Source organism: Sphaerisporangium dianthi, from assembly GCF_042654065.1.
Lineage (GTDB): Bacteria > Actinomycetota > Actinomycetes > Streptosporangiales > Streptosporangiaceae > Sphaerisporangium > Sphaerisporangium dianthi.
Map to the genome: position 1 here is coordinate 1 of NZ_JBHSFP010000020.1, position 17553 is coordinate 17553.

The following is a 17553-nucleotide window of genomic DNA, read 5'->3' on the forward strand; positions in this document are numbered from 1 at the left end:
AGCGGCGCCTCGCTCTTCAGCAACGGCACCGACTGACGCTGCATGTTGGAGCCCATCAACGCGCGGTTGGCGTCGTCGTGCTCCAGGAACGGGATCATCGCCGTCGCCACCGACACCATCTGGCGGGGTGACACGTCGATGTAGTCGACTTCCTCTGCACGGGCCAGTTCGGTCTCGCCGCCCTTGGTGCGGACCAGGACCCGGGAGTCGGCGAACGTGCCGTCGGGGTTGAGGATCGTGTTGGCCTGGGCCTTGACGAAGCGGTCCTCCTCGTCGGCCGTGAGGTAGTCGATCTGTTCGGTCACCTTGCCGTCGACGACCTTGCGGTAGGGGGTCTCCACGAAACCGAAGGCGTTGATGCGGCCGTAGGAGGCCAGCGAGCCGATCAGGCCGATGTTCGGGCCTTCGGGCGTCTCGATCGGGCACATGCGGCCGTAGTGGGACGGGTGCACGTCACGGACCTCGAAGCCTGCCCGCTCACGCGACAGGCCACCGGGGCCGAGCGCGTTAAGACGCCGCTTGTGCGTCAGGCCGGCCAGCGGGTTGGTCTGGTCCATGAACTGCGACAGCTGCGAGGTGCCGAAGAACTCCTTCATCGACGCCACGACCGGGCGGATGTTGATCAGGGTCTGCGGCGTGATCGCCTCGACGTCCTGCGTGGTCATGCGCTCGCGCACGACGCGCTCCATACGGGCCAGGCCCAGGCGGACCTGGTTCTGGATGAGCTCGCCGACGCTGCGCAGGCGGCGGTTGCCGAAGTGGTCGATGTCGTCGACCTCGACGATGAGGGTGTCGGCCTGCGCCTCCGGGGAGGCCGGCATCGAGTCCTCGCCCGCGTGCAGCCGGACGATGTACTCGATGGTGGCGACGATGTCCTCTTCGGTGAGCGTCCCGTGGGAGATCTCGCTGGCGACGCCGAGCTTCTTATTGATCTTGTAGCGGCCGACCTTGGCCAGGTCGTAGCGCTTGGGATTGAAGTAGAGGTTCTCCAGCAGCGCCTGCGCGGACTCCTTGGTCGGAGGCTCGCCCGGGCGCAGCTTGCGGTAGATGTCGAGCAGGGCGTCGTCCTGGCCGGAGGTGTGGTCCTTCTCCAGGGTGGCGCGCATCGACTCGAACCGGCCGAACCGCTCGAGGATCTGGTCGCTGGTCCACCCCAGCGCCTTCAGCAGGACCGTGACGGCCTGCTTGCGCTTGCGGTCGACGCGCACCCCGACGCTGTCGCGCTTGTCGATCTCGAACTCGAGCCATGCGCCCCGCGAGGGGATCACCTTGCAGCTGTAGAGGTCCTTGTCCGACGTCTTGTCGGCGTTGCGCTCGAAATAGACGCCGGGCGAGCGGACCAGCTGCGAGACCACCACACGCTCGGTGCCGTTGATGACGAACGTGCCTTTCGGCGTCATGAGCGGGAAGTCGCCCATGAACACCGTCTGGCTCTTGATCTCGCCGGTGGTGTTGTTGATGAACTCCGCCGTGACGAACATCGGGGCGGAGAAGGTCATGTCCTTGTCTTTGCACTCGTCGACCGAGTACTTGGGCGGCTCGAACCGGTGATCGCGGAACGACAAGGACATCGTTCCGGAGAAGTCCTCGATGGGACTGATCTCTTCGAAGATCTCTTCGAGGCCCGACTGGGCGGGAACGTCCTTGCGCCCGGCCTGGCGAGCCGCTTCGACCCGCGACCGCCATTTCTCGTTGCCGAGCAGCCAGTCGAACGACTCGGTCTGCAGCGCGAGAAGATCGGGAACTTCGAGCGCTTCCTGGATGCGCGCGAAAGAAACGCGATGAGGACCAGCGGGTACGGTGGAAGCGTTACGCGAGGCTGCCAACAGATGTCCTTCCGGAGGGCACGGATGGAGTCGAACTGCGCGCACGCTAAACGCCCCAGAGCGATCCGGGGGCGTCGAGAGACAGCGCGAGGGAGCAGCATAACGTAGATTGCAGACAAATGTCCAAGCATGCCATAAGCATCAACCTCGGTGCCGCGCTCAGCATTTCATAGCCGGGGCGGCCCCGTCAACTCCTCCCGCCACGGTGCGCGCGGTGGCGGCGGCATCGCCTCCTTCGCGGCGGGCGCCCGAGCCGTACCCTGCCGATCTCCGCGGCGCTCGAAGCGGGCATGATGGTCTTCTCCCGGAAAACCCGGAGAAGGGGAGGCAGTCGTGCCGGACGAGTTCGATGTCATCGTGATCGGCGGCGGGCCCGCAGGCGAGAACGTCGCCGACCGGGCGGGGCGAGGCGGCCTCACCGTGGCGGTCGTCGAGGGCGGCCTCGCCGGAGGCGAGTGCTCCTATTGGGCGTGCGTGCCGAGCAAGGCGCTGCTGCGCCCGGTCGAGCTCGCCGCCGAGGTCGGCCGGATGCCCGGCCTGCGGCTCGGCCCGATCGACGCCGGCGCCGTGCTGGCCCGCCGCGACGAGGCCGTCTCCCACTACGACGACACCGGCCAGGTGCGGTGGATCGAAGGGGTGCCCGCGACGTTCGTCCGCGGGAGGGGAAGCCTGGACGGCCCGCTGCGGGTGCGGGTGGCCGAGCCCGGGGGCGGGTCGCGCTCGCTGACCGCCAGGCACGCGGTCGTGCTCGCGACCGGCAGCCACGCGGCCGTCCCGCCGGTGCCGGGCCTGGCCGAGGCCGAGCCGTGGACCAGCCACGAGGTCACCGCCGTCAAGGCCGTTCCCGGGAGCCTGGCCGTCATCGGCGGCGGCGTGGTGGCCTGCGAGATGGCCCAGGCCATGCACGGGCTCGGCGCGGCGCGGACGACGATGCTGGTCCGCGGAGATCGCCTGCTGCCGCGCATGGAGCCGTTCGCCTCCGAGTTGGTGGCCGAGTCGTTCGCCGCCTCGGGCATCGATGTGCGCACCGGCACCGGCGTGGTCCGGGTCGAGCGGTCTTCCCCGGGCGGCCCGGTCACCGTGCACCTGTCCTCGGGGGCGCTCGTGGAGGCCGACGAGCTGCTCGTGGCCACCGGCCGCCGCCCCGCCGTCGACGGCATCGGCCTGGAGTCGGTCGGGCTGCCCGGCGACCGGTTCGTGGAGGTCGACGACAGCATGCGCGCCACCGGCGTCGACGGTGGCTGGCTGTACGCCGTGGGCGACGTCAACGGACGTGATCTGCTGACCCACATGGGCAAGTACCAGGCGCGCGCCTGCGGCGACGTCATCGCCGCCCGGGCCAAGGGAGAGCCCGACGACCTGCCCTCCATGCGCGCCGGCGCCGGCGGGTACGGGGCGCCGCAGGTGGTCTTCACCGACCCGCAGGTCTGCGCGGTGGGCCGCACCGAGGCGCTCGCCCGCGCCGACGGCTTCCCCGTGCGGGCGGTCGAGTACGACCTCGGTGCGGTGACCGGCGCGTATCTGCTGGGCGACGGCTACCGGGGCAGGGCCAAGGCCGTGGTCGACACCGAGCGCCGTGTGCTGCTCGGCGTGACCTTCGCCGGCCCGGGCGCGGCCGAGCTGCTGCACGCCGCCACCATCGCCGTCACCGCCGAGGTGCCGCTGGAGCGGCTGTGGCACGCGGTGCCGCCCTTCCCCACCGTCAGCGAGATCTGGCTCCGCCTCCTGGAGGCCTACGGCCTGTGACCCCCGCGGCTCCGGGCATCCGACCGGAGCCGCGCACGCGGTGGGACGGGGTGCACGCTCAGGACGGCCGAGACGGGGCGGGGTCAAATGAGCGGCGGGTCGAAGTCCCAGTCGATGCGCGTGCCGCTCTGTGCCTGAATCCGGTCGGGGTTGTCCGGCTGGAGGGTGCGCTCGTAGCGCGCGAAGGTGTCCCTGTGCAGCGCGTCGGCCTCGGCGTCCGCCCCCTGCGCCCTGCGGTCGATCACGAGGTTCACGGCGGCGGACAGCGTGAGGAAGTGGTCTTCGCCGAAGAAGGAGCGGGATCGCTCGAGCACGCGCTCGCCGAGCTCGCAGGCCGCGTCGGCGTCGCCGAGCGCGGCCAGGTCGCCCGCCAGGTTGATCGCCGCGGTGAAGCTGTACTCGTGCTCCTCGCCCAGCCGCGCCATCAGGCCGGCCCACGCGCGCTCGTTCAGCTCGCGCGCCCGTGATGCGTCGCCGCGATGCCGGTAGAGCAGCGCGAGGTTGGCCAGGCATCCATGGGTGAAGGGATGGTCGGGGCCGTAGACCCGCTCGTAGCGCGACGCGGTGTCCCGGGTGTGGGCGAAGGATCCGGCGAGGTCGCCGGCGCGCCGCAGCGTGTTGGCAAGGGCCACCGCGGCCGACATCGTCAGGGGGTTGTCGCCGCCGAACAGCTTCTCGGCCCGCTCGTAGGCCTCGAGCGACAGCTCCAGCGCTCCCTGCGTGTCGCCGGCCCGCCGCCTGGCGATGGACAGGTCCTTGGCGGTGAGGACGCTGACCGGGTGTTCCACCCCGAGCTCGCGCCGGCCGAAGGAGTAGGCCTCCTCCCCCAGGTCGCAGGCGGCGGAGTAGTCCCCCGACAGCCGCACCACGCGGGCGAGGCTGTTCCAGGAGTCGAGGACGTCCCGCCTGCCGACGCCGGTGCCGGCGCTGCTCTGCAGGAGGTAGGCGAGCTCGTGCAGCCGGCGCCCCGTCTTGTGGTCGCTGAGGAGCACGTGGTCCAGCGCCAGGCTGTTGATCACCCGCAGCGTGGCCGGGGAGTTCTCCTCCATCACCCGCTCGTGCGCGAGTCTCGACTGGGCGTCATACTCGCGAGCGGCCAGGAACTCGCCTGCGGCCCGCAGATTGCCCCCGTAGCTGTTGGTGACGCGGAGCGTCTCTTCGTGCTCGGGGCCGAAGACCTCGCGCATCAGCGCCAGGGTCACCTCGTTGGTCGTGCGGGAGGCCTCGTACTCTCCGAGCTGCCACAGCACGTTGCCGAGATGCCGGCGCAGCCGCAGCACGTCCGGATCGCGGTGACCGGACGCGGTGGTCCACTTGTCCTGGAAGTCCTCGGCGAAGGTCTTGGCGAGCTGGTAGTTGCCGATGTGGTAGAGGTAGCGCACGACGTTGACGGCGAAGGCGCGCACGCGCGGGTCCTCGGACGTGGCGAGGCGCGAGGGCCCCACGTGGGGCACCAGGTCGGCGAAGCGCCGCCACTTGCCGGTGTCCTCCGGGTCGCCGGGCGCGCTCTCCGCCAGAAGCAGGTGGACCTCCCGCCGGAACTCCTTGTGCTGGGCCTCGTCGAGGCTGTCGCGGACCAGCGCCTGGATCAGCCGGTGCACCGTGATGGTGCCGGCGTCGGAGTCGACGCTCACCAGCGCGAAGCGTCCGAGCTCGCCGAGCGCCCGGCTCAGCAGGATGGTGTCCGACAGGATGGGCCGCATGCGGGCGATGTCGGGCGTCTTGTTGCCGCGCCGGAAGACGTCGCGCGGGATCGGGTCGGGGCCGAAGAAGGCGCAGCACCGCAGCATCTCGGCGCCCTCGGGCACGCGGTCCTCGACCCGCTGCACCGACAGTTGCCAGGCGCCGGTCACCGACAGCGGGTACTCGCCGCCCTTGCCCTGCTTGAGCAGCTTGCCGGTCTCGGCGGACAGCTTCTCGATGTAGTCGTCGACCGAGATGCCGCTCTGCAGCTGTAGAGCGGCCGCCTGCTCCAGCGCGAGCGGCAGATCTCCGAGCTCTTCGGCCAGCCGGCCCGCGTCGACCGGGTCGACGTCGCGCATGAGGCGCTTGGCCAGGAAGGCCAGGCTCTCCTCCCGGGTGAAGACGTCGACCGGCACGGTGTCGGCCATGCCGCTCCACCGGTTGTTGCGCGAGGTGACCAGCACGTGGCCGGGGCCGCCGTGCGGGATGAAGTCCACGATGTCTTCTGGCTGGTCGGCGTTGTCGAGGACCAGCAGCCAGCTGGCGTACGGCTCGCCGCGCTGGAGGGCCTCGCGCACGGACGCGGCGGCCTCCTCGGTGCCGACGACGCCGCCGGCCGGCAGGCCGAGCCTGGGCGCCAGGGCCGCGAGCGCGCCCCTGAGCAGGTCGACCTGGTCGGCCGGGATCCAGGAGACCAGGTCGTAGGCCCCCCGGTACCTCCAGACGTACTCGGTGGCCAACTGCGTCTTGCCCACCCCGCCCTGCCCGTGCAGCGCCTGGGGCAGCACGGCGGCCCGGGTCGAGGTCTTCAGGCTCCTGCGTAACTCGGTCAGCAGTGCTTCGCGACCGGTGAAGTTCTTGTTGCGCCCTGGAATGCGATCACCCCAGACCGCGGGCAGGCGGTCAGGGATCTGTTCGGGATTCCGCATGTTCACAGGGCCTCCGCCGCATCCGAAAGCACGTGTCTTCAGCTTATGCTCGGGTACAGGCGATTGAGCGCAGCAGAATCAATATAGCCGCGTACGTTCTCGAAGAACCCGGCGTGAACACGACACTGCGGGCGTCCATAACGATCGCCGCGATGGTCGGAGCGGGACATGAACGATGAAACCGACATCATCGATCTCACCGGCTACAGCTTCGAAGAACTGAAATCGATACCCGACAAGCAGCTACGGCGCGCGCTGTCGCGGGTCTCCGAGGCTCCGGAAGTGCCGTTCACGTTCCAGTCCTCCCTCTGACCCGCTCGCCACCGGCCTTCGGACATCGCCTGTGACGCCCGGCGGCGACGATATGGCCACGGGGGTCGGCGGCGAGAGCCTGCCCACCGGGGTGTTGCTCGGCCACGGGCCCGCCGGAGGTACGACCATTCTTCCGGTCCCCGCGATCTCGCCCGCGTCACCCCGTACATGACGACGAGGTTCGGCGACGACGCCACGTGTGTGAACGCCCTGGTGCGCGGAACTCTCAGCGGACGACCTCCGGGGACACCCGGCTTGAACGCTCCGATCGAACCGCACGCGGTGCACTCCGTTTTCCCTACCGATGTTTCCCTAACGACAAACTATGATGAATTTCTCATTTAGCCATCAAACGTGCCGGCAGGGACCCTGCAGCACGCCATATTCCCTGGGAGATGGCCACGTGCATCGGACAACGGTGCTTTCGCCGGCGAGACCGGGGGAATCCTCGTCCGGAGACGCCGCTGGTACCACTCGCACGGCATCTCGGAGCATCCGGATTCCGTCGTGATCATTGAGGACTTCTCCTGCCGCCCGTGGGTGAAACCTGTCGCCCGCAGGTGAGACGGGGACGTTTCGTCGTGTGGTGGTGATCGGCTTCGAGGACCAAAGTCACCGGGACTCGGGCACTCCGCCGCCTGCCCCGTACTGATCGGGCTGCCTACGTTCGAGAGGACGTCGAAGCCGCCCCGCGCCCGGCGCGGAGCCGTGGAGACCATCACCCGGGCCCCGCACGGACGGATCACTGACGCAAGGGAGGCGAGTCATGAACTCGAGTGGCCTCGACCTGGGAACCCTCACCCTCATGCTCCAGGCACTCGACGACTTCGTCGGCGCCGCCCTGCCGGAGGAGAGACAACTCGAACTGGACCACGAGGACACCTGCCCGGAGGACGTCATCCGCGCGATGTGCGGCGACGACCTGGGCGTCCAGCTGGCCTTCGTCCCGGAGGCCTACGGCGGGATGGGCGGCGACGCCCTCGACTCCTACCTCATCTGCGAGCGTCTGGCCCGCCTGGACATCGGCGTGGCCACCTCGGTGTTCGCCACCTTCCTCGGCAGCGACCCCATCCTGTTCGGCGGCACACCAGGGCAGAAGGAGCTGTGGCTCGGCCGCATCGCCTCCGAGGGCATCCTGTTCGCCTACGGCGCCACCGAGCCCGAGGCCGGCAGCGACCTCGGCGCGCTGCGCACCACCGCCCGTCCTGTGGAGGGCGGGTACGTCCTCGACGGGCGCAAGCAGTGGATCAGCAACGGCTCGATCGCCGACGCCTACACGATCCTGGCGATGACCCCGGGCGGCCCGTCCTGGTTCGTGGTCGAGAAGGGCTCCGCCGGATTCTCCTCGGCGCCGCCGGAGGACAAGCACGGCATCCGGCTGTCCAACACCGCGGCGCTGGTCCTGGACGAGGTGTTCGTGCCGGCGGAGAACCTCGTGGGCCTCGTCGAGGGCAAGGGCCTGGTGCAGGCCCAGCAGGTGTTCGGCTACACGCGGCTGATGGTCGCGGCCTTCGGCCTGGGCGGCGGCTGGGAGGCCACCGACCGCGCCATCAGGTACTCGGCCGACCGCGTGCAGGGGGGCGCTCCCCTGTCGGACAAGCAGGGCTACACCCACAAGCTGATCGTGCCGCACGTGGTGCGGCTCGAAGCGGCCCGCGCGTACATCGAGGACACCTCGCTGCGCATCGACGCCGGAGAGGGCGAGGGCGGCGCGCTCAACACCGAGGGCGCGATCGCCAAGTACCTCGCCACCGAGGCGGGCAACGCCGCCGCCGAGGCCGCGATCCAGGCGCACGGCGGCTACGGCTACACGCGCCCGTACATGGTCGAGAAGATCAAGCGCGACGTGCGGATCACGACGATCTACGAGGGCACCTCGGAGATCCTGGAGATGACGATCGCCAGGGACCGCTGGCAGCGCCACCTGAAGACCCGGGGCGCCTCCTACCACGACGTCGCCAAGACCCTCGCGCTGCTGCCCGCCGAGACCGGCGCGACGACCGCCGCCCTCGCCCTCGAATGCCTCACCGGCGTGATGGAGGCCTGCCGGGCCGACCGGCTCACCCGCAGCCAGCACGTGCTGTTCCGGCTCGGCGAGCTGGTCGCCTACGGCGAGGCCGCGGCCGTGCTCGCCCGCCGCGCCGCCGCCGCCCTCGCGGACACGCTGCCGGAGAAGGCCGACCGGCGCTTCGGCCCGGCCGCGCTGGCCGCCATCAGCCGCCTCTTCGCCCGCGAGGCGGCCATGAAGATCGCCGAGGAAGGGTCGCGGTGGGTCACCGGCGCGCTGCCCGCGGGACCGGGTGCGCACTTCGCCGCGGCCGGCGACGCGCCTCCCTTCGCGGGCGAGACGCGCCCGCTGCCTCTCGCGGAGGTGCGGGCCGCCCAGCGGGGGCTGCTCACGGACATGGACCTGATCGCGGACGTGCTCTACGGCCGCGCCGACACCGGGAACGCCTCATGAACGCCATGCCGCTCGAACCCGTCGCCGTCGTCGGCGTCGGCGCCATCCTGCCGGACGCCCCCGACGCCGGGGCCTTCTGGGACAACGTGAAGGGCGGCCGGTACTCCATCTCGGGCACCCCCGCCGACCGCTGGGACCCGGACCTGTACTACGACCCCGACCCCCGCGCCCCCGACAAGACGTACTCGCGCATCGGCGGCTGGGTGCGGGAGTACCCGTGGGACCCGATGGGGTGGCGGCTCGCCGTGCCGCCGACCGTGGCGGCCCAGCTCGACATCGGCCAGAAGTGGGCGGTCGGCGCGGGCCGGGAGGCGCTGCTGGACGCCGGCTGGCCGGGCTGGAGCACCGATCCCGAGCGCGTGGCCGTCATCATCGGCAACGCCATCGGCGGCGAGAAGCACTACCAGACCAACCTGCGCATCGAGTTCCCCGAGCTCGAACGCGAGCTGCGCGCCGCCCCGTCGTTCGGCGTCCTGCCTCCGGCCGTGCGCGCCGCGGTGCTGGCGGAGGTCGAGGACTCCTACAAGGCGAAGCTGCCGCCGGTCACCGAGGACACCATGCCGGGCGAGCTGGCCAACATCATCGCCGGACGGGTGGCGAACCTGTTCAACTTCCGCGGGCCCAACTTCACCACCGACGCGGCGTGCGCGTCGGGCCTTGCCGCCCTGACCTCGGCCGTGCGCGGCCTGCAGGTGGGCGACTTCGACGTGGCGCTCAGCGGCGGCGTCGACCGCAACATGGGCGTGTCCGCGTTCGTGAAGTTCTGCAAGATCGGCGCGCTGTCGGCGACCGGCACCCGGCCGTTCGACGCCGGCGCCGACGGGTTCGTCATGGGCGAGGGCGCCGCGCTGTTCGTGCTCAAGCGCCTGTCGGACGCCGAGCGCGACGGCGACCGCGTCTACGCGGTGCTGCTGGGGCTGGCCGGGGCGAGCGACGGCAAGGGCAAGGGCATCACCGCGCCCAACCCGATCGGCCAGCGGCTCGCGATCGAGCGGGCCTGGGCGGCGGCCGGTCTGGACCCGGCGTGCGCCACCTACGTCGAGGCGCACGGCACCTCCACCAGGGTCGGCGACGCCACCGAGCTGGGCGCGCTGAGCGAGGTCTTCCAGAAGGCCGGTCCCGGCGCGATCGCCCTGGGCTCGGTGAAGTCCAACTTCGGCCACCTGAAGGCGGCGGCCGGCGCGGCCGGGCTGCTCAAAACCGTGCTGAGCCTGCGCGACGGGCTGCTGGTCCCGAGTCTGCACTTCCACGAGCCGAACCCGAACGTCGACTGGTCGGCCGTGCCGTTCCGGGTCAACACCGAGCTGCGCGACTGGCGGCGGCCATCCGGCGGCGTCCGGAGCGCCGGGGTCAGCGCGTTCGGTTTCGGCGGGACGAACTTCCACGTCGTGCTGGAGGAGTACGTGCCGGGCCGGCACCGCGCCGAGGACGCCCCGCGCTCCTTCGCCGGCGCGGCCCTTCCCCCGAGAACGGCCGAGGCCGCCGCGGCGCCGCGACCGGCCGCCGAGGCCGTTCCTCCGTACGGGGCCGCGGCCGCGGTCTCGCCGGGCACGTCCGCGACCACGACGGCCCCCGCCGCCCTCGCCACCGCGGCGGGACCGCTCCAGGCGGCCAAGGCGCCGCTGCGCGGCGTCGCGGTGGTCGGCGGAGCGGACGAGGCCGAGGTCATCGCCCGGCTCGAACGTCTCGAGGCGGCCCCCGCGCCCACCGCGCCCGACCCGGCGCTCGCCGGCGCCGCGCTGCGCGTCGCCATCGACTACACCGACCGGGCCGACCTGGCGAACAAGGCGGCCAGAGCCGTCGCGGCGCTGCGCAAGGACGACCGGGCGATGTGGCGCATGCTGCGCGCCAAGGGCGTCTTCGCCGGGCGCGGCCCCGCCCCGAAGGTCGCCTTCCTCTACACCGGCCAGGGCTCGCAGTACGTCGACATGCTGCGCGGGCTGCGCGAGAGCGAGCCCATCGTCGCGGCGACGTTCGACGAGGCCGACCGCATCATGACCCCGCTGCTGGGCCGCCCCCTGACCTCCTACATCTTCTCCACCTCCGGGGACACCGAGGCGCTGGAGCGGCTGCTGCTGCAGACCGAGATCACCCAGCCCGCCGTGCTGACGGTGGACGCCGCGCTGACCCGGCTGCTGGCCGCCTACGGCGTCCGCCCCGACTTGGTGATGGGGCACAGCCTCGGCGAGTACGGCGCGCTCGTCGCCGCCGGGTCGCTGACCTTCGAGGCCGCACTGGAGGCGGTCAGCGCGCGCGGCCACGAGATGGCCTCGCTCTCCCTGCCCGACAACGGCGCGATGGCCGCGGTGCTCGGCCCGCTCGAGGAGATCGGGCGCGTCGTGGCGGCGGCCGACGGCTACGTCGTCATCGCCAACATCAACAGCACCGGGCAGGCCGTCGTCGGCGGCGCCACCCCCGCGGTCAGGAAGATCGTCGAGACGTTCCGCGCGGCCGGGATGACCGCGATGCCGATCCCGGTCAGCCACGCCTTCCACACCTCGATCGTCGCCCCGGCGAGCGAGCCGCTGAAGACGGCGCTGCGCCGCCTGGACGTCCGGCCTCCGTCCCTGCCGATCGTCGCCAACGTGACCGGCGAGTTCTACCCGGCCGACGCCGGCGTGGAGACGATGCTGGACATCCTCGGCCGCCAGGTCGCCTCACCCGTGCAGTTCGTCACCGGACTGCGCACCCTGTACGACGCGGGCGCGCGGGTGTTCGTCGAGGTCGGCCCGAAGAAGGCGCTGCACGGCTTCGCCGAGGACGTGCTCGGCACCGCGCACGACGACGTGCTGACGCTGTTCACCAACCATCCCAAGACGGGCGAGGTGGCGTCGTTCAACCAGGCGCTGTGCGGCCTGTACGCGGCCGGCCTCGCCTACCCGGCGCCCGGGACGGCGAGCACACCCGCCCACGTCCGGGCGGACACCCCGGCACACATCCAGGCGAGCACCCCGGCCCACGTCCGGGCGAGCGCTCCAGCCCACGTCCAGGAGAGCACCCCCGCACACGTCCACGAGAGCGCTCCAGCCCACGTCCAGGGAAGCGCTGCGGCCCACGTCCAGGCGCGCGGTCCCGTGCCCGCCGCCCCCCTCCCCCACCGCCCTGCGAGGTCCGCCACCATGACCAGCGACACCTATGCCAAGCTCGGCCGGCTGTTCACAGAGACCCTGGAGCAGGGCCTGGCGATGTGCGGGGTCACGCCGGACGGCGTGCCCGCCGCCGAGCCGGTCGTCGTGACCGGCGCCGCGCTCGGGCTGCCCGGCACCCCGCGCGTCTTCGACGACGAGAACCTGTCCCGCATTCTGGACGGGCAGCAGTTCATCGACACCATTCCGCACCGGCTGCGCCGCGCGATGGTCGACCGGCACATCACCCGCCTGGTCAAGCGCGAGTCCGGTGACCCGACGTTCGAGGCCATCGACAGCGAGGCCGACGTCGTGAAGCTGGCCGGGCGCAACGCGCCGCTGGACGTCGTCGCCGAGTTCGGCGTGGACGCCGCCAGGGACGCCGCGCTCGACGTGGCCACCCGCCTGGCCATCGGCGCCGGGTTCGACGCGCTGCGCGACGCCGGCGTCCCGCTGGTCATGCACTACAAGACCACGACGCTCGGCACCCGCCTGCCCGACCGCTGGGGCCTGCCGGACGCGCTGCGCGACGACACCGGCGTGATCTTCGCCTCCGCGTTCCCCGGCTACGACGCCTTCGCCGGCGACCTCGAGCGTTACTACACCGACCGCGCCCGCAGGGAGCAGCTCCTCGCGCTCGAGGCCGTGCGTTCGCGCATGCGCGCCGATGAGCCGGCGACCGCCGAGGTGGACCGGCGCATCGGTGAGCTGCGCGACCGCCTGCGGGCCGAGCCGTACGCGTTCGACCGGCGGTTCCTGTTCCGCTGCCTGTCCATGGGGCACTCCCAGTTCGCCGAGATCATCGGCGCGCGCGGCCCGAACACGCAGGTGAACGCCGCCTGCGCCAGCACGACGCAGGCCGTCGGCCTGGCCGAGGACTGGATCCGCGCCGGCCGCTGCCGGCGGGTGATCGTCGTCTCCGCCGACGACGCGACCTCCGACACGCTGCTGCCGTGGATCGGCTCGGGCTTCCTGGCCTCCGGCGCGGCGGCGACCGACGACCTCGTCGAGGACGCCGCCACCCCGTTCGACCGGCGGCGCCACGGCATGATCGTGGGGGCCGGCGCGGCCGCCATCGTGGTCGAGTCGGCCGCGGCCGCCCGCGAGCGCGGCCTGCGGCCGATCTGCGAGGTGCTGGGCACCGTCACCGCCAACAGCGCCTTCCACGGCACCCGCCTCGACGTCGAGCACATCGAGCAGGTCATGGAGCGGGTCGTCCGGCAGGCCGAGAGCCACGGGATCGACCGTTACGAGATCGCCCCGGAGACCGTGTTCGTCTCCCACGAGACCTACACCCCCGCCCGCGGCGGGAGCGCCGCCGCCGAGATCAGCGCACTGCGGCACGCCTTCGGCACCGCCGCGGACTCGATCGTCGTCACCAACACCAAGGGCTTCACCGGCCACGCGATGGGCGCCGGCATCGAGGACGTCGTCGCGATCAAGGCGCTGGAGACCGGCATCGTGCCGCCGGTGCCGAACTTCAAGGAGCCCGACCCCGAACTCGGCCCGCTGAACCTGTCGGCCGGCGGCACCTACCCGGTGCGGTACGCCCTGCGCCTGGCGGCCGGGTTCGGCTCGCAGATCGCGATGACGCTGATGCGCTGGACGCCGATGCCCGACGGGAGGCGCCGCCGCCCCGGCGAGCTGGGGTACGCCTACCGCATCGACGACCACGCCGCGTGGCAGCGGTGGATCGCCGCGCTGGGCGGGCGGCCCGACGCGCCTCTGGAGGTCGTGCAGCGCCGCCTGCGCCTCGACGACGGCGGCGCCCCGGCGCCCGCCGCGGCTCTGGCGTCGTCCGCCGCGGCTCCGGCCGCGACCTACGCCGCACCCCCGGCGATGGCCCCGGCGGCGGCGCCTCCCGTCGGGCCCCCGGCACCGGCCTCCGCCGTGGCCCTCGCGGCCCCCGCCGCGACCCTTCCCGCCGCGGCGGCCATTCCTCGGACCTCGTACCTGGCCGGGCCCGAACGCCGGACGACCATTCCGGCCACCCCCGCACCCCCGGATCGGGCTCCGGCCGCCACCTCACCGGCGGCGCGGGCCTTCGCCGCTTCCTCACCCGCGCCGCCATTGACCACCTTCCCGCAGGCCGGCGTCCCCGCCGCGCCGGAACCTCCGGCTCACGCCGAGGCCGCGCCGCCCGCCGACGAGGTGGCCGGCTCGGTCGTCGAGATCGTCTCCGAGATGACCGGCTACCCGCCCGAGCTGCTGGAACCCGACCTGGACCTCGAAGCCGACCTCGGCGTCGACACCGTCAAGCAGGCCGAGATCTTCGCCGCCGTCCGCGAACGCTACGCCCTCCAGCGCGACCCCGACATGCGCCTGCGCGACTTCCCCACCCTCGACCACGTCATCGGCTGGATCCGCGACCGCCTCACCCCCGCCCTGGACGGGCCCGGCGAGACCGCCGAGATCCCCTCGGACGCACCGGCACCCGTGGGCGGCGACGCCTCCGGCGACGGGACGCCCGAGCCCGCCGACGAGGTGGCCGGCTCGGTCGTCGAGATCGTCTCCGAGATGACCGGCTACCCGCCCGAGCTGCTGGAACCCGACCTGGACCTCGAAGCCGACCTCGGCGTCGACACCGTCAAGCAGGCCGAGATCTTCGCCGCCGTCCGCGAACGCTACGCCCTCCAGCGCGACCCCGACATGCGCCTGCGCGACTTCCCCACCCTCGACCACGTCATCGGCTGGATCCGCGACCGCCTCACCCCCGCCGCGCCCGCGGTGGAGGAGCCGGCACCCGCGCCCCGGACCGCCGCGCCCGCAGAGGAGAAGCCCGCACCGGCGCCCCGGACCGCCGCCCCCGCGGAGGAGGAGCCCGCACCCGCGCCGCAGATCATCGCGCCCGGGGACGCCGTCGCGGAGGGCGAGAAGGCGCCGGACGCCGGGCAGGCCGCCGGACGGTACCCGCGGCGCGTTCCGGTGCCGGTGTTGCGCCCCGCCATCGCGGTGTGCGCGCCGACCGGCGTCACGCTGGCCGCCGGCGCCCGGGTCGTGGTGGCGCGGGACACCGGCGGCGTCGGCAAGGCGCTGACAGGCCGGCTGGAGAAGCTCGGCTGCGACGTGCTCACGCTCGACCCCGCGGCCCCCGCCGACGAGCTGACCGGCCATCTGGACGCGTGGCTCGCCGACGGCGGCGTGCACGGCGTCTACTGGCTGCCGGCCCTCGACGACGAGGGAGCGACGGCCGCCATGGACCTGGCCGGCTGGCGTGAGGCGACGCGTCGCCGGGTGAAGAACCTGTACGCCGTCGTCCGCCGGCTCTGCGCGCGGTCGCCGTTCCTGGTGACCGGCACCCGCCTCGGCGGCTACCACGGCTACGACGAGGCCGGGGCGACGGCGCCGCTGGGCGGCGCGGTCACCGGTTTCGCCAAGGCCTACCGGCGGGAGACACCGGACGCACTGGTCAAGGCGGTGGACTTCGCCACCGGCCGAAAGACCGGCGCCATCGCCGACATGCTCATCGAGGAGACGCTCCGCGACCCCGGCTGCGTCGAGGTCGGCCGCGCCGACGGCCTGCGGTGGACCGTCGGCCTGGAGGAGCGCGCGTGGCACGACGACGGCGGCGACCGGCCGGGCCTCGCGCTCGGCCCGGACAGCGTCTTCGTCGTCACCGGCGCGGCGGGCGGCATCGTGTCGGCCATCACCGCCGACCTGGCGGCTGCGGCCCCCGGCGTGTTCCACCTGCTCGACCTCACCGCCGAACCCGACCCCGGCGACCCTGAGCTGCGCAAGTACGCCACCGACCACGAAGGGCTCAAGGCCGACATCGCGCTGCGGCTCAAGCAGGAGGGCAAGCGGCCGACGCCGGTGCTGATCGAGCACGAACTGGCCCACTACGAACGGCTGGACGCGGCGCTCGCCGCCGTCCGGGCCGTCGAGCGGGCCGGTGGCACGGCGCGCTACCACCAGGTGGATCTCACCGACCCCGGCGCCGTCGAGCGGATCGTGGACCAGGTGCGGGCGACGAGCGGCCACGTCGACGTGCTGGTGCACGCGGCGGGCGTCGAGGTGAGCCGGTCCCTGGCCGACAAGCGCCCCGGCGAGTTCGACCTGGTCTTCGACGTCAAGAGCGACGGCTGGTTCAACCTGATGCGCGCCATCGGCGACATGCCCGTGGCCGCCACCGTCGCCTTCGGCTCGGTCGCCGGGCGGTTCGGCAACGCCGGCCAGACCGACTACAGCGCCGCCAACGACCTGCTGTGCAAGGCGGCGAGCGGCATGCGGCGCACCCGCCCGGGAACGCGGGCGATCGTCCTGGACTGGACGGCGTGGGCCGGCATCGGCATGGCCACCCGCGGCTCCATCCCGAAGATCATGGAGATGGCGGGCATCGAGACGCTCGCACCCGAGGTGGGCGTGCCGTGGGTGCGCGGCGAGCTGACCCGCTCGGCGGACCGCGGCGAGGTGCTGGTCGCAGGCGCGCTCGGCCTGCTCGGTGACGAGGCCCACCCGACCGGCGGGCTGGACCTGGACGCCTTTCAGGCGGCGGGCGCGGCCGAGGCCGGGCCGATGGCCGGGACGGCCGAGGCGTACGGCGTGTACTCGGGGCTGACGACGCGCGTCACGCTCGACCCGAAGCGGCAGCCCTTCCTCGACCACCACCGCATCGACGGCGTCGCCGTCCTGCCCGGCGTGATGGGCATCGAGGCGTTCGCCGAGGCGGCGCGCCTGGCCGCTCCCGGGCTGCGGGTCACCGCGGTGGAGGACGTCGACTTCCTCGCGCCGGTCAAGTTCTACCGCGACGAGCCGCGCACGCTGACCGTGCGGGCGACGGTCCACCGGGTGGGCGGCGACCTGCTGGCCCGCTGCGTCCTTTCGGCCGAGCGGCCCGTTCCGGGCTCGGCGGTCCCGCGGCGCACCGTCCACTTCACCGGCGCCGTCCGCCTGTCGCGGGCCGCGCCCGCGCCCGATCAGGAACCGCCGGTCGAGGAGCCCGGCACGACGATGCCCGCGTCCGAGGTGTACCGGGTGTTCTTCCACGGACCCGCCTACCAGGTGGTCGCATCGGCCTGGAGCCACAAGGACGGCGCGGCGGCGACGATGGCGGCCGGCCTGCCGCCCGACCGCGATCCCGCCACCTCTCCCATGGTCACCGACCCCCGGCTGATCGAGCTGTGCTTCCAGACCGCGGCCCTGTCCCAGGCGGCCAGGACCGGCCGGATGGCGCTGCCGCTGCACGTCGACCGCGTCACGGTGTACCGCGACGAGGCGGCCGGAGCCGGCCCGGGCGTCCGGCGCGCGAGCGCCGGGGATGACCGGGGCGACGGCCGGGACGCCGGCCAGGACGCGGGCCGGGACGCCGGACCCGTGCGAGCGGTCGTCACGGCCGACGGCGACCGGTTCGCCTGCGCCGTGCTCGACGCGGAGGGCCGGGTCCTCACGCGCGTGGACGGATACCGCGGCACCCCCGTCCCCGGCGAGCTGCCGGCCGAGCAGCGCGCCATGCTCACCCCGGTGGCATGACA

The 17553-nt window shown here is 72.7% G+C and carries 5 protein-coding genes and 1 pseudogene; 4 read left to right on the top strand and 2 right to left on the bottom strand.

The genetic code is table 11. The features are described from left to right. A pseudogene (locus ACFO60_RS25385) lies at window positions 1–1826 on the bottom strand (DNA-directed RNA polymerase subunit beta); the annotation flags it as partial. Between the two features lie 333 nt (window positions 1827–2159). On the opposite strand from ACFO60_RS25385, the gene ACFO60_RS25390 reads away from it, so the two are divergent. Then, entirely contained in the window at window positions 2160–3572 is a 1413-nt protein-coding gene (locus ACFO60_RS25390; RefSeq protein WP_380844214.1) for a dihydrolipoyl dehydrogenase family protein, read from the top strand. A gap of 83 nt (window positions 3573–3655) precedes the next feature. Here ACFO60_RS25390 and fxsT read toward each other — a convergent pair whose 3' ends face one another. Beyond that, window positions 3656–6184 (bottom strand): FxSxx-COOH system tetratricopeptide repeat protein, encoded by a 2529-nt coding sequence (gene fxsT, locus ACFO60_RS25395; RefSeq protein WP_380844216.1) that lies wholly within the window; start codon window positions 6182–6184, stop codon window positions 3656–3658. 168 nt (window positions 6185–6352) lie between these two features. Here fxsT and ACFO60_RS25400 point away from each other — a divergent pair, with 168 nt between their 5' ends. The 3 genes from ACFO60_RS25400 to ACFO60_RS25410 all read left to right on the top strand — a co-directional run bounded on the left by ACFO60_RS25400 (window position 6353) and on the right by ACFO60_RS25410 (window position 17551). Beyond that, window positions 6353–6496, top strand: a complete 144-nt coding sequence (locus ACFO60_RS25400; RefSeq protein WP_380844218.1) for a hypothetical protein — start codon at window positions 6353–6355, stop codon at window positions 6494–6496. 766 nt (window positions 6497–7262) lie between these two features. Further along, entirely contained in the window at window positions 7263–8957 is a 1695-nt protein-coding gene (locus ACFO60_RS25405) for an acyl-CoA dehydrogenase family protein (RefSeq protein WP_380844220.1), read from the top strand. Next, window positions 8954–17551 carry an SDR family NAD(P)-dependent oxidoreductase gene (locus tag ACFO60_RS25410; RefSeq protein WP_380844222.1) on the top strand — a complete coding sequence of 2866 codons (8598 nt, stop codon included), beginning with the start codon at window positions 8954–8956 and terminating at the stop codon, window positions 17549–17551. Before ACFO60_RS25405 ends, ACFO60_RS25410 begins: the two co-directional genes overlap by 4 nt. Window positions 17552–17553: the final 2 nt, after the last annotated feature.

Bases quoted from the DNA above. Each gene is read 5' to 3' on its own strand.
- ACFO60_RS25405 (WP_380844220.1), top strand. From the start codon at position 7,263: ATGAACTCGAGTGGCCTCGACCTGGGAACCCTCACCCTCATGCTCCAG.
- fxsT (WP_380844216.1), bottom strand. From the start codon at position 6,184: ATGCGGAATCCCGAACAGATCCCTGACCGCCTGCCCGCGGTCTGGGGT.
- ACFO60_RS25410 (WP_380844222.1), top strand. From the start codon at position 8,954: ATGAACGCCATGCCGCTCGAACCCGTCGCCGTCGTCGGCGTCGGCGCC.
- ACFO60_RS25400 (WP_380844218.1), top strand. From the start codon at position 6,353: ATGAACGATGAAACCGACATCATCGATCTCACCGGCTACAGCTTCGAA.